Annotated in this window: 13 protein-coding genes; 6 read left to right on the top strand and 7 right to left on the bottom strand. The window is 61.0% G+C overall.

The window, feature by feature from the left end:
• The first annotated feature begins 33 nt into the window (after positions 1-33).
• Complete coding sequence (locus Q0899_RS01045; RefSeq protein WP_298292583.1) at positions 34-1,917, top strand: SLC13 family permease; 1,884 nt, start codon at positions 34-36, stop codon at positions 1,915-1,917.
• 77 nt (positions 1,918-1,994) lie between these two features.
• On the opposite strand, the gene tpiA is transcribed toward Q0899_RS01045, so the two are convergent.
• On the bottom strand, positions 1,995-2,744 hold the full coding sequence (gene tpiA, locus Q0899_RS01050) for a triose-phosphate isomerase (RefSeq protein WP_299190828.1): 750 nt from the start codon (positions 2,742-2,744) through the stop codon (positions 1,995-1,997).
• Positions 2,745-2,820: 76 nt separating this feature from the next.
• On the opposite strand from tpiA, the gene Q0899_RS01055 reads away from it, so the two are divergent.
• Positions 2,821-3,732 (top strand): 2-oxoglutarate and iron-dependent oxygenase domain-containing protein, encoded by a 912-nt coding sequence (locus Q0899_RS01055; protein ID WP_299190830.1) that lies wholly within the window; start codon positions 2,821-2,823, stop codon positions 3,730-3,732.
• Here Q0899_RS01055 and Q0899_RS01060 read toward each other — a convergent pair.
• Genes Q0899_RS01060 through Q0899_RS01070 form a run of 3 tightly spaced genes read right to left on the bottom strand, consistent with a single transcriptional unit; the run spans position 3,719 to position 4,774 of the window.
• Positions 3,719-4,045, bottom strand: coding sequence for a TfoX/Sxy family protein (locus tag Q0899_RS01060; RefSeq protein ID WP_298292578.1), 327 nt, complete (start codon positions 4,043-4,045; stop codon positions 3,719-3,721). The genes Q0899_RS01055 and Q0899_RS01060 overlap by 14 nt on opposite strands.
• A gap of 7 nt (positions 4,046-4,052) precedes the next feature.
• A complete protein-coding gene (locus Q0899_RS01065) occupies positions 4,053-4,415 on the bottom strand; it encodes an iron-sulfur cluster assembly accessory protein (RefSeq protein ID WP_298358976.1) in 363 nt (120 codons plus the stop codon).
• Positions 4,415-4,774: an SUF system Fe-S cluster assembly protein gene (locus Q0899_RS01070; protein ID WP_298292574.1), complete on the bottom strand. Its 360-nt coding sequence runs from the start codon at positions 4,772-4,774 to the stop codon at positions 4,415-4,417. The genes Q0899_RS01065 and Q0899_RS01070 overlap by 1 nt, the downstream gene beginning before the upstream one ends.
• A 275-nt stretch (positions 4,775-5,049) precedes the next feature.
• On the opposite strand from Q0899_RS01070, the gene Q0899_RS01075 reads away from it, so the two are divergent.
• Complete coding sequence (locus tag Q0899_RS01075; RefSeq protein ID WP_298292572.1) at positions 5,050-6,264, top strand: MFS transporter; 1,215 nt, start codon at positions 5,050-5,052, stop codon at positions 6,262-6,264.
• On the top strand, positions 6,261-7,127 hold the full coding sequence (locus Q0899_RS01080; RefSeq protein ID WP_299190833.1) for a DMT family transporter: 867 nt from the start codon (positions 6,261-6,263) through the stop codon (positions 7,125-7,127). The genes Q0899_RS01075 and Q0899_RS01080 overlap by 4 nt, the downstream gene beginning before the upstream one ends.
• Here Q0899_RS01080 and Q0899_RS01085 read toward each other — a convergent pair.
• Positions 7,124-8,293, bottom strand: a complete 1,170-nt coding sequence (locus Q0899_RS01085) for a RimK/LysX family protein (protein WP_299190835.1) — start codon at positions 8,291-8,293, stop codon at positions 7,124-7,126. The genes Q0899_RS01080 and Q0899_RS01085 overlap by 4 nt on opposite strands.
• Positions 8,294-8,356: 63 nt before the next feature.
• Here Q0899_RS01085 and tgt point away from each other — a divergent pair, with 63 nt between their 5' ends.
• Positions 8,357-9,487, top strand: coding sequence for a tRNA guanosine(34) transglycosylase Tgt (gene tgt / locus Q0899_RS01090; protein ID WP_299190837.1), 1,131 nt, complete (start codon positions 8,357-8,359; stop codon positions 9,485-9,487).
• A 181-nt stretch (positions 9,488-9,668) separates the two neighbouring features.
• Here the strand turns inward: tgt and Q0899_RS01095 are convergent, their stop codons facing one another.
• Both Q0899_RS01095 and Q0899_RS01100 read right to left on the bottom strand, forming a co-directional pair.
• The gene (locus tag Q0899_RS01095; RefSeq protein ID WP_299190839.1) at positions 9,669-10,310 is read right to left on the bottom strand and encodes an NAD(P)-dependent oxidoreductase; all 642 of its coding nucleotides are present in this window, start codon (positions 10,308-10,310) and stop codon (positions 9,669-9,671) included.
• Positions 10,311-10,323: 13 nt separating this feature from the next.
• The gene (locus Q0899_RS01100) at positions 10,324-11,214 is read right to left on the bottom strand and encodes a DMT family transporter (RefSeq protein WP_298358960.1); all 891 of its coding nucleotides are present in this window, start codon (positions 11,212-11,214) and stop codon (positions 10,324-10,326) included.
• Positions 11,215-11,292: 78 nt separating this feature from the next.
• Here Q0899_RS01100 and Q0899_RS01105 point away from each other — a divergent pair, with 78 nt between their 5' ends.
• Positions 11,293-11,784: a MarR family transcriptional regulator gene (locus Q0899_RS01105; RefSeq protein ID WP_299190842.1), complete on the top strand. Its 492-nt coding sequence runs from the start codon at positions 11,293-11,295 to the stop codon at positions 11,782-11,784.
• Positions 11,785-11,972: the final 188 nt, after the last annotated feature.

Genomic DNA, 11,972 nt, shown 5'->3' on the forward strand with positions numbered 1-11,972 from the left:
CAACCCCGCTAAATTGGTGGGGTTGGAGGCGCTTTGGACCCGATTAGTCTGACATTGGAAATGGGAGTGGTGCTGGGCCTTTTGGCCTTCACCGTCGGGCTGTTCGTCTCGGAAATCATCCGCATTGATCTGGCCGCCATTCTGGTGATGGTGCTGCTGGGCGCACTGAGCTACCTGCCGGGCCTGGGCAATCTTGCAGATGTGAATCACTTGTTCGATGGGTTCGCGTCGAATGCAGTGATCTCGATCATCGCGGTGATGATCATTGGCATGGGGTTGGACAAGACTGGGCTGATGTCGAAGGTCGCGGGGCTGATCTTGCGCAAGGGCGGCACCACCGAGGCCCGCATCATCCCGATTGTATCGGGCACCGTGGCCGTCATTTCTTCCTTCATGCAAAACGTCGGTGCGGCGGCGCTGTTCTTGCCGGTGGTGTCTCGGATTTCAGCGCGGACTGGGCTGCCTTTGTCTCGGCTGCTAATGCCCATGGGGTTCTGCGCGATTTTGGGGGGGACCATGACCATGGTGGGCTCTTCTCCGTTGATTTTGTTGAATGATTTGATCCTGACGGCCAATAGCGGCTTGCCTGCGGATCAACAGATCGAGCCCTTTGGGCTGTTCTCTGTCACACCTGTGGGCGCGATGCTGATCGTCACCGGCATCCTATATTTCGTCCTGCTGGGACGTTGGGTGCTGCCGGCGCGTAGCGACAAAGATGACGCTACGTCCGGTCAATCCATGCAAGCCTACATGCGCCAGACCTATGGGCTAAACGCCGATATTTTCGAAGTGCTGGTACCAGAGGGCAATATCCTTGTCGGCCAAACGCTGAGCGACATTATGGACGCGCATCATCTGTATATCATCGGCACCGATTACCGCGGCAAGAAGGTCGTGGCCCCGATGGTCGATACACGGATCGAAACGCCCTGCCGGTTGGCTGTGCTGGGGCTGCGACGCGTGGTGAATGAATTTGCCGACATCTATGGGCTGACCGTGCTGAGCACGCCTGAGCGGTTCGTAGAGGACTTCGCCTCGACCAGCGCCGGGGTGGCGGAGATCGTTGTGCCGCCCACGTCGAGCCTTGTCGGCAAAGCGCCGGAGGAGTTGCGCATTCGCCAGACCTATGGGTTTTCGCTGCTGGCCATTCACCGCGGTGAAGAGGTTTTGAGCCTTGTCGAGACCGAAGAACACGAGGCCTGCCGACTTGGCAAGCAGATGCTGCGGTCCGGCGATACGTTGGCGATCCACACGCCCTGGGCGGCCCTGGCCCGGTTGACGAAAGACCGTGACTTTGTGGTGATCACATCTGATTTCCCGCGGGAAGACTTGCGGCCGCAGAAGGTCAATTGGGCGCTTGGGTTCTTCGCGATTGCGTTGATCCTGATCCTGTTCACTGATGTGCGGTTGTCGCTGTGCTTGCTGGTGGGCGCGGTGGGTATGATTCTGTCCAAGGTTCTGACAGTGGACGAGGCTTATGGCGCGGTAAGCTGGCAGACGGTGTTTTTGCTGGCGAGCCTTATTCCGCTGGGGCAAGCGGTGCAGGAAACCGGGACCGCCGCCTGGATCGCGCAGCAGATTTTGGTGTTGTTGGACGGCTGGCCTTTGTGGGCCTTGCAGGCCGGATTGGCGGTGCTGGCGACAGCGTTTACGTTGGTGATGTCCAATGTCGGGGCGACAGTGTTGTTGGTGCCTCTCGCCGTGTCGATTGCTGTCGCGGCAGGGGGCAACCCGGGGATGTTTGCGCTGACTGTGGCGATTGCCACGTCAAACAGCTTTCTGATCCCGACCCATCAGGTGAACGCGCTGATCATGGGGCCTGCGGGCTACAGGGTGGCGGATTTCGTCAAGGCGGGCAGCTTGATGACGGTGCTGTTCCTGGTCGTGTCTCTGACGGCGTTGAACTTGTTTTACTGAGGTTTTGCGCCGCGCTTACGCGCGTCGCCAAGCGGGGCTCTGCCCCGCACCCCGGAGTATTTGAAACCAAATGGAGACTAGGCGTTCTCTAACGCTGTGATGATCGGAGAGAAGTCGCTTGCTTTGAGAGAAGCGCCGCCGACCAATGCGCCGTCGACATTGGAGACCGCGAAAATCTCGTCCGCGTTGGAGGCTTTGACCGAGCCGCCATAGAGGATGCGCATGGATTTTCCGACGCCGTCGCCGTAGCGTTTGACCAGTTTTGAGCGAATGAAATCATGCACTTCACCGATCTGATCTGTCGTTGGCACCTTGCCGGTGCCGATGGCCCAGACGGGCTCGTAGGCGATGACAGTGTTTTCGGCCGTCAGCACATCGGGCAGGGAGCCTGCGAGCTGGCCTGCGATGATGTCGAGCGTGTTGGCGGCTTCGCGTTCTTCCAGCGTTTCGCCTATGCAGACGATGACCTTCAGGCCCGCGGCATGGGCGGTTATGGTTTTGCGGCGAATCTGTTCGTCGACCTCGGCGTGATCTGTGCGGCGTTCAGAGTGGCCAGACAGCACGTAAGATGCGCCTGCATCTTTGAGCATCGTGGCGGCTATGTCGCCAGTGTGGGCACCTGCCTCAGCGCGGTGGTTGTCCTGGCCGCCGATTTGCAAAGGGTGATCTGCGGCGGTGACGACGGCGGAGGTGATCAGAGTGGCGGGGGGGCAGATCAGGATCTCGACCTTGGGGTCGGGATGCGCATCGCGTAATGCCTTGAGTTCCTTAAGGTTTTCTGACGTTCCGTTCATCTTCCAATTGCCGGCGGCGAGTTTTCTGCGCATGTCTGTGACCCCTTTGGTTGGCCTTCAGACTCGCAAAGGGTAGAGGGGAGGGCAAGAGGCTTTTGGAGGGTAGGACATGATCCCCAGAATTGACGCGCAGGCATTGGCTGCAGGTGACGCGGATGCGGTTGCTGCGACCCGAGAAGGGGCGCATGAGATCGGGTTTTTGACGGTGCATAACACCGCTCTGACGGGGCCTGAGGTGGAGGCGGCGTTGGACGCGTATCGGGGGTTTTTCAAACTGCCGGAGCATCTTAAACAAGCGGTTAACATGGATCGGACGGCGTCAAACCGGGGGTGGGGCGCGCAAGGGTCCGAACAAGTCGATCCGGACGCAAATCCTGATTATAAACAAGTGTTTGACTGCGGCTACGAGCTGCCGGAAGGCCATCCATTAGGTAAACAAAACCTTAAGGTTTATGCGCCCAATCAGTGGCCAGACGGGATGCCCGCGTTTCAGCGGCGAATTTCGGAGTATTACGCCAAGTCCCTGATCGTCGCGAAAGCGCTTCTTGGCGATATTGTTGGTGCCGTTGGTGAAGATCCCGCGTTCTTCGGAGATGCTTTTAGCGCACCTATGGCGCTGTTGCGGGGAAATTATTACCCCGAACGGCCCAAATGGGCAGGCGACAAGGATTTCGGGATTGCGACCCATACCGATTATGGCTGCCTGACGCTGTTGGCTACGGATGGCTCGCCGGGCCTAGAGGTGCGCAAACGGGGTGGGGGCTGGATTCCGGTGTCGGCGCCGCCGGGGGAATTTGTGATCAATTTCGGCGAAATGATCGAGATGTGGACCAACAAGGCGGTGCGCGCGACGCCGCATCGGGTTGTGGGTGGCAATGCGGAACGGCTGTCTATCCCGCTGTTTTTCAACCCGAATTACGATGTGAATGTCGCGCCTATCGGGTCAGGGGATACGATCCTGGCAGGGGACCATCTGACAAAGCGGTTCAACGAAACCTACGTGCATCTCAAAGATAGCTGAGCGCCTTGCGGGCGAGCGCTTTGGCCTCGTCGGGGTCGTCCAGGCAGGCCTCTGGCAGGGTCCAATAGGGCATGGCGGTTGGCTTGTCTTTGCCTTCGCGCTGGTAGGTCCATTGGGTGCAGCCCAGCGCCTTGACCTCGTCGATAAAGTCGCCTTGCGCCTTGATGAAAAGCGTACCGTCCGAGTAGAGCAGCGCGAAAATTGTTCCATCAGAATAAAGGCATAGCCCGCCCATCATCTTTCGGGTGGTGAGGTGACCGACGCCTTCGAAGAGTTCTTTGGCGAAGGCGATATCTTCATCGGAAACGCTCATTTGAGCATCAGGGTTTAGCGAAAAGCGTGTCGTCGAACTTGATGCTTTCACCGCAGCCGCAGGCTTCCGAGACGTTGGGGTTGTTGAATTTAAAACCGCTCTCTAACAGGCTGGTTTCATAGTCAATTTCGGTGCCGAACAGGAACATCTGCGCCATGGGCGCGATCACCACTTTGGCGCCGTTCTTCTCGACCGCCTCATCATGGGGGCCAAGCTCGTCGACATATTCCATAGTGTATTCCATGCCTGCGCAGCCGCCCTTTTTGACGCCTATTTTCAAAGCCTTATGGCCGTCTGTTGCCATGAGTTTGGCGATTTGCGCGGCGGCGCGGTCGGTGATTTTGACGGCGTCTTGTCCGGGAATGAACATCACATGAACCCCAGTTCCAGTTTGGCCTCGTCGGACATCATTTCCATGCCCCAGGGGGGCTCCCACACGAGTTCCACGTTGACTTGTTTCACACCTGCCAGAGGTTCAACGGCTTCGGCGACCCAGCCGGGCATTTCGCCCGCGACGGGGCAGCCCGGCGCGGTGAGGGACATCAGGATGTCGACCTCGTTTTCGGCATTGATTTCAATGGTGTAGATCAGGCCGAGATCAAAGATATTGACCGGAATTTCGGGATCATAGACCGAGCGGCAGGCCTCCACGATATTCTCGTGCAGCGGGTGATCGGTCGAGGACGGCTTGATCAGCGGGGCGCCTTCGAGGGGCGTTTGGTCATTCATGTCGATGCATCCATGGTGGGATAGTTGAGTCTTAATGTAGGGATTGCTGAGGGCATCGTCCAGAGGCAGTCCGTTAACCGTTATTGCGGCGTACACAGCGCGTACACAGGTTGTACACAGGTTGTACCGACACGCTGTGCTGACGGGGGCGAGGTTAATGGGGGTGCTCCAATCTGCGGGGTCCCCGCTTTCGCGGGGATGACAGGGGGGAGAAGGCGGGGATGACAGGGGGAGGTGGGGTATACTTCCCGGGGCAACGCTCCTAGCGTCGCGCCATGAGCGACGCGGATATTCTTGACAGCCGGTATTCCTGGACCCGGCTTTTGATCACCCTGGCGATTGCCGTGATCGGCAATGTCGGCATGTGGGCGATCATTGTCATCATGCCCGCCGTTCAGGCCGAATTTGGCGGCACGCGGGCGGATGCGTCGCTGCCCTACACGCTGACCATGATTGGCTTCGCGATTGGCAATATGGCCATCGGGCGGGCGGTGGACCGGTTCGGGGTCACGGTGTCGCTGATCGCGGCAACGCTGTTGCTGGTGGCAGGCTTCGGGCTGGCGGCGGTGAGCGGGTCCATCTTGGTGCTGTCGCTGGTGCAGTTTTTGATCGGGTTCGGATCATCCGTGTGTTTCGGGCCGCTGATTGCGGATGTGTCGCATTGGTTCTTCAAACGGCGCGGCATTGCGGTGGCGATTGCGGCGTCGGGCAACTATCTGAGCGGTGCGATCTGGCCGCTGGTGCTGGCGGGCATTCTGGAGGATCAGGGCTGGCGGACGGCCTATGTGATCATTGGCGTTGTCAGCCTCGTCACCATGATCCCCTTGGCCTTGCTGCTCAAGAGGCGCGTACCCGCCGCAGCGGAGGCAACAGCGGAGGCGGCGGCGGCTTTGAAGCGCCGGTCTGTGCCCTTCTCCTCGCGCACGTTGGTGTGGCTGCTGGGGATTGCGGGCATTGGCTGCTGCGTGGCGATGTCGATGCCGCAGGTCCATATTGTGGCCTATTGCGTGGACCTTGGATACGGACCGGCGGTGGGGGCTGAGATGCTGTCGCTGATGTTGCTGGGCGGCGTGGTGTCGCGGCTGATCTCCGGCATGTTGTCGGACCGGCTGGGGGGCGTATTGACGCTTTTGATCGGGTCGGTGCTGCAGATGACGGCGCTGTTCCTGTTTTTGCCGTTTGACGGGCTGGTGTCGCTCTATCTGGTGTCGATGCTGTTTGGCCTGTCGCAGGGCGGCATTGTGCCGGCCTATGCGGTGATCGTGCGGGAATACCTGCCCGCCAAGGAGGCCGGGTCCAAAGTGGGGTTCGTCATCATGACCACCATCTTGGGCATGGCGATTGGCGGCTGGATGTCGGGCTGGATCTACGATGTGACCGGGTCCTACGTGCTGGCCTTTATCAACGGCATCGGCTGGAACGGCATCAACGTGGCGATCATGGTGTTCCTCTTGATGCGGTCGCGCCGGGGGCGGTTGGCGGCGGCATGAGAAACGCGTTGGGTCCGAGCCTTGCGGTTGTCATTGGCGGCGCGCTTTGGGGCGTTTTGTGGATCCCGTTTCGGATGATGGCGGAGCGCGGGGTGGACGGCGCTTGGGGCGGGTTTTTCACCTATGTCGTGATGGCGGTGGTTTTGGCGCCGCTATTGTGGCACCGGGGCGGGGCCTGGCGCGGGGAGTGGCGCATGACCGTGCTGGGTGGGCTGTTCACCGGCACCGCCTTTTCGCTTTACGCCATCAGCCTGAACCACACCGAGGTGGTGCGGGTGCTGCTGCTTTTCTACGTCACGCCGGTCTGGTCCACGCTGATTGGCGTGGCCTTTCTGGGGGAGCGGGCGACCCTTTCGCGCATCGCGGCGCTGGCATTGGGTCTGGGCGGGCTGATGGTTGTGTTCGGGGTCGGCGCGCGGTTCCCGCTGCCGGAGAACTTTGGCGACTGGCTGGCGCTTTTCTCGGGGTTTTGCTGGTCGGTGGGCTCGGTTTTTCTGTTCAGCGCGCGCGTGTCGCGCGTGTTGCAACAGATGAGCGCCTTTGTGGCGGGGGCGCTGGCGGTTTCGGCCGCCGCGATCTGGCTGGGGGTGGCCGCCGCGCCGGTGGCGGCGCTGGGGCTGGCCTGGCCGGTGGTGCTGCTGACGGCGGCCCTTGCGCTACCCGCGATCTTTTTGACGCTCTGGCCCGCCAACCTGTTGTCGCCCGCCCGGCTTGGCGTCTTGTTGATGAGCGAGGTGCTGGTGGGCGTGGCAACCGCCGCCTGGCTGGCGGGAGAGCCGTTTGGCCCGCGCGAGATGATCGGCACCGCCCTGATCATCGCGGCGGGGCTGGTCGAGGTTCTGGGCAAGCCCGGGAAGGTCTAACGCTTGCGCTTCGGCTTGTGGGGCCGGGGGCGGGCCTGCTTTTCGATCAGGTCGAACAGGGCGGAGGCCGGGTTTTTGCGTGTGACCTTCTCGATATGGGTCAGATTTGGCCGCGACGTCAGGGTCAGCACCTGCAGCCCTTCGGCGGTGCGCAGCAGCGACAACGCGGCGAAGCCCAGCTTGAACACCCGCGCCGCCCGCAATGCGGTGCGGCGTTCGTCCTTCGTGAGCTTGAGCGAGCGCTTGCCGTCGCGGGTGATGACGGTCAGCTTGCCGCCGGTGACCAGCACCTCGATGGCGTCGGCGGGCAGGTCGTGGGCGGAGATCGCGGGGAAGGTCAGTTCTGGCACCGCGATGTGGTTGCGCACCAGCTTTTGCTGGACCAGCACCGGGTCATGGGCCGCGGTCAGCCCCTCCGCGGAATTGATGGTATAGGCCCCCAGCATGTCGAACTGGCGCAACAGCGCCGCGTTGTAGCGGGTCACCGGCATGCGCGGGATGACGGCATCAAAATGGGGCAGTTTGTTTGAGCCATGCTGGATGCGGGGGGCGTTGAGGCTGGTGGTGATGCTGAGCTTTGCGGGGTCGAACTGCTCGATCACGTGGCCGCGCACCTCGGCTTCCTCGATCAGCGCGTGCGAGGAGGGCGTGTTGGGCTTTGCGGTCAATAGCGCGATGCGCAGGCTGCGTGGCTTGACCGTGTAAATTGGCTTGGTCGCGTAGGCGTCGTAGCCCAGATCGGGTTGCTGATGGCTTTCGCCGGGCACAACCAAGCAACGGTCGACCAGCGCCCTGCGGCCCAGCAACATGTGATAGGCCATGCCGGTGCGATCGGTCAGCGTGACCTCGATCGGCCAGCTTTGATCGCCGACCTGCAGATGGGTTTCGATCACGAAACGCAGCTCGGTCTCGCCATTGGATGACGTGACCTCGCGGCGGTCTTTGACGGGGGCGGAGCAAGGGATCGCGACTTCGTAGTTTTCGGGGATCGGGTAGACGGTGAAGCGCACCTTGGGGTTGGCCTCGGTGCCAAAGGGTTCAATCCCCACTGCATGCAGCGCGGAGGTGCGCGCGCCGGTGTCGATTTTGGCCTTGATGGCGGGAAGGTTGAGGTCGGGCAGGGAAAGCCACTCTTCCCAGCCAAGTTTGATCGTTGCGTCTGTCATTTGGTGCCTTGATATATCGGGGCGCGGTTGCACTGCTATTGGTTTTGGCCCTAAAGGGCGGGAATGAGTAAAAACTTTACCTTTAAGCTCCATGGCACCGATGGCAAGGCTCGATGCGGCCAGATCGACACCCCGCGTGGCGAAATTCGCACGCCCGCCTTCATGCCGGTGGGCACGGCGGCCACGGTGAAGGCGATGATGCCGGGCAGCGTGCGCGCCACAGGCGCCGACATCCTGCTTGGCAACACCTACCACCTGATGCTGCGCCCCACGGCGGAACGCATCGACCGGCTGGGGGGGCTGCACCGGTTCATGAACTGGGACCGGCCGATATTGACGGACTCGGGCGGGTTTCAGGTGATGAGCCTGGCCGAGCTGCGCAAGATGTCGGAGAAGGGGGTCACCTTCAAATCCCACATAGACGGCTCCAAGCATGAGCTGACGCCGGAGCGGTCGATGGAGATCCAGCGCCTTCTGGGCAGCGACATTGTGATGTGCTTTGACGAATGCCCCGCGCTGCCCGCGGACCGAAAACGGATCAGCGAGAGCATGCAGCTGTCGATGCGCTGGGCGGCGCGGTCGCGCGACGCCTTTGGCGACCGGCCGGGGCATGCGCTGTTTGGCATCCAGCAGGGCGGGCTGGAAGAGGACATGCGCGAAGAAAGCGCCAAGGCGCTGCGGGGCATTGGCTTTGAGGGCTACGCGGTTGGCGGGTTGGCCGTGGGCGAGGGGCAAGAGGCCATGTTTGGCGTGCTGGATTACGCGCCGGGCCAGCTGCCAGAAGACAAGCCGCGCTACCTGATGGGCGTGGGCAAGCCCGACGACATTGTGGGCGCGGTGGAGCGCGGCATCGATATGTTTGACTGCGTGCTGCCCTCAAGATCGGGGCGCACCGGGCAGGCCTTTACGCGCCGCGGCGTGGTCAACATCAAGAACGCGCGGCATATGGACGACCCGCGCCCGCTGGATGAGGCCTGCAGTTGCCCCTGCTGCACCCAATATTCCCGCGCCTATCTGCACCATGTGTTCAAGAGCCACGAGATCATCTCGTCCATGTTGGTGACCTGGCACAACCTGCATTATTATCAAGAGCTTATGGCCGGGCTGCGCGCGGCCATTGCGGCGAGCGAGCTGGCCGCGTTCGTCAAACAGTTCCACGCAACCCGCGCGCTTGGCGACATTGAGCCGCTGTAGCGTGCCCGAAAGGCAAGGGGCGGGGCAAATTGGTCAGGTCAAGAATGGCGGCATAGAGTTGGTGGGCTGCGGTTTCGCCTCCAGACAATTTCTCGAGGAGAAATTGTGTGCAAATCCTCCTCGAGGATTTGAGTGCAGACTTTTGGGAAAGTCTGCACCTTAGGCGGCGGGTGTTGATGCGTCAGTATCCTACAGTAAAGGCAGCACGCGGAAACTTGACCGACTGAACCTCATCGACAATTGCCATTGCAAAGTCTTCCATCGAGATTGCCGAATGACCGTCCTCATCAACAATCAAAGTGTCAGTGCCCGTTCTACAGGCGCCCTTGCGCTTGCCCGGAAGCAACATCGCGGACGGGCTGGCATAGGTCCAGTTTGCCGAGGCATCGGATGCGCAAAGTTCCCACTGTGCCATGGACGCACGCGCGGTCGGGACAATGCTCTCAGGCAGAAAGTCGGGGTCCGACAGGACCGTGTGCGGGTTGCCACCGGGGAGATGCAAGCGCGCGGCCCCGCCGACGACAATCACCCGAAGATCGATCAGCGATGCGGCATCAAGGATGGACCGCGTCAGAGCAACAATGTCTCCCTCCCGCCCGGCGGGCGCCCGCACGGCGCTGATGGCCAGGTCCTGTCCGGCCATGGCGGCGGCCAGGGCTGCAGTGTCCGAGACATCCGCAACGACCGGCGTCACGTCCTTGGGCAGCTTACCGAGCCCCGCTTCGTTTCGGACAGCTGCGGTGACGTCATGTCCACGCGAGGAAGCCTCGGCTACAACGCGGGAGCCTACGTTGCCAGTGGCGCCAAATACGATGAGTTTCATGTGAGTTCTCCGATTAGGTTGGGGTATGAACGTGAGGTTTCTGAAGGACGGGGCGACTGACGCGCCCGGCGCGCTGCCCCAGCCAAATTGCTGTGAGCACCAACCCGGCTCCTGCACTTTGGGTGGGCGTCAAGGCCTGGCCCAGAACGACCCAGCCGATCACTACCGCTGAAAGTGGGCTAAGAAATCCAAGAGCGGAGACGGCACCGGGCTCGATCCGGGAAACGCCCCGAAACCACAAAATGTAAGTCAATGCTGCCCCAATGAGAGTGAGATAGGCGATGCCGGCGAAGTTTTTCGTATCCAAGGCGGGAAGCGTTGGTTCAAAAAACAGGGCAAGCGGAACCAGCAGCAGACCGCCTGCCGTGAGTTGCCATGCGGCAATGGTCAGCAGCGGAACCGGAGCTTGCCACTTCCGGGTCAGAACCGTGCCCATGCCCATGGAAATCGCCCCGCCGATCCCGGCGATTATCCCGACCGGGTCCAGCGATACCGCTGAGCCAAGCACAAGGAGCCCGACCCCGAACATCCCGATCAGCGCGGCGACCACCGCTGACGCTTTTACGGTACGACCGAGGAGCAGCGCCGCCAGATACACGACGATCAGGGGCTGAATCGCCCCGACTGTCGCCGCTACACCGCCCGGCAGCCGGTACGCGGCCACAAACAAAAGCGCCCAGAACAGAGTGAAATTGAGAGCGCCCAGAACGAAGGCCCGCATCCACCAGACGCCGTGTGGCAACTGTCGCGCCAGTATGAGTAGCAATAGCCCCGCAGGCAGAGCGCGCAGCGCCGCCATGGTTATTGGGTAGCCATCGGGAAGGTATTCTGTCGTCACGTAATAGGTGCTGCCCCAGACCACCGGCGCAATTGCGGTGAGGGCGATGTCGAAGTGATGTTTCATGATAAATCTCCACTTATCTTGACGTCAAGATAGTGGATAATCTCTTGACGTCAAGATAAGTTCTCGCAATATGGCCCCATGGACCACGTAGATCGCATCATAAATCAATGGAACAAGACCCGCCCGGACCTCGATGTGGGGCCAATGGAAATTTTCGGGCGCCTCGCGCGTCTGACGGCCAAGCTCCGAAGCGAAATGGAAAAGACCTGGAAGGTCTACGGGCTGAACCCTGCCAGTTTTGATGTCCTTGCGACGCTGCGCAGATCCGGAAAGCCCGACGGCTTATCGCCCGGAGAACTGCTTAACCTGACGATGGTGACATCAGGGACAATGACCAACCGAATTGACCAGCTCGTCAAGGCCGACCTGGTGGAGCGGGTGCCAAATCCGGAGGACAAGCGCGGCTTCCTCATTCGCCTGACCGAAAAGGGATTTGCGACGATTGAGGATGCGGTCAACGACCATGTTGAGACGCAGCACCGGCTTTTGAAGGGGCTATCCGCCACACAGCGCGACAGCCTGAATGGATTGCTAAGGACGTTCGGCGAAACGATTGACACAGACCCGTAACAACGCCCGATCAAGTGGATGCCCCGGAAGGCTCCTTCTGGTGCTTTCAGCGCGAAGATCCGGCGAGCCACCTGAACGCATCACCTGATACAACTGACCAAGGCGGCGGCCTTCACCGGGGCCGTGACCAACCCCTTTCTTCCCGAAATTTGACGCTGTTTTCCGCCAAGCCCGCCCCGAGTTGGGCG

Source organism: uncultured Litoreibacter sp., assembly GCF_947501785.1.
In the GTDB taxonomy this organism is placed as follows: domain Bacteria; phylum Pseudomonadota; class Alphaproteobacteria; order Rhodobacterales; family Rhodobacteraceae; genus Litoreibacter.

Bases quoted from the DNA above. Each gene is read 5' to 3' on its own strand.
- Q0899_RS01075 (WP_298292572.1), top strand. From the start codon at position 5,050: ATGAGCGACGCGGATATTCTTGACAGCCGGTATTCCTGGACCCGGCTT.
- Q0899_RS01100 (WP_298358960.1), bottom strand. From the start codon at position 11,214: ATGAAACATCACTTCGACATCGCCCTCACCGCAATTGCGCCGGTGGTC.
- Q0899_RS01095 (WP_299190839.1), bottom strand. From the start codon at position 10,310: ATGAAACTCATCGTATTTGGCGCCACTGGCAACGTAGGCTCCCGCGTT.
- Q0899_RS01105 (WP_299190842.1), top strand. From the start codon at position 11,293: ATGGACCACGTAGATCGCATCATAAATCAATGGAACAAGACCCGCCCG.
- Q0899_RS01080 (WP_299190833.1), top strand. From the start codon at position 6,261: ATGAGAAACGCGTTGGGTCCGAGCCTTGCGGTTGTCATTGGCGGCGCG.
- tpiA (WP_299190828.1), bottom strand. From the start codon at position 2,744: ATGCGCAGAAAACTCGCCGCCGGCAATTGGAAGATGAACGGAACGTCA.
- Q0899_RS01070 (WP_298292574.1), bottom strand. From the start codon at position 4,774: ATGAATGACCAAACGCCCCTCGAAGGCGCCCCGCTGATCAAGCCGTCC.
- tgt (WP_299190837.1), top strand. From the start codon at position 8,357: ATGAGTAAAAACTTTACCTTTAAGCTCCATGGCACCGATGGCAAGGCT.
- Q0899_RS01055 (WP_299190830.1), top strand. From the start codon at position 2,821: ATGATCCCCAGAATTGACGCGCAGGCATTGGCTGCAGGTGACGCGGAT.
- Q0899_RS01065 (WP_298358976.1), bottom strand. From the start codon at position 4,415: ATGTTCATTCCCGGACAAGACGCCGTCAAAATCACCGACCGCGCCGCC.
- Q0899_RS01060 (WP_298292578.1), bottom strand. From the start codon at position 4,045: ATGAGCGTTTCCGATGAAGATATCGCCTTCGCCAAAGAACTCTTCGAA.
- Q0899_RS01085 (WP_299190835.1), bottom strand. From the start codon at position 8,293: ATGACAGACGCAACGATCAAACTTGGCTGGGAAGAGTGGCTTTCCCTG.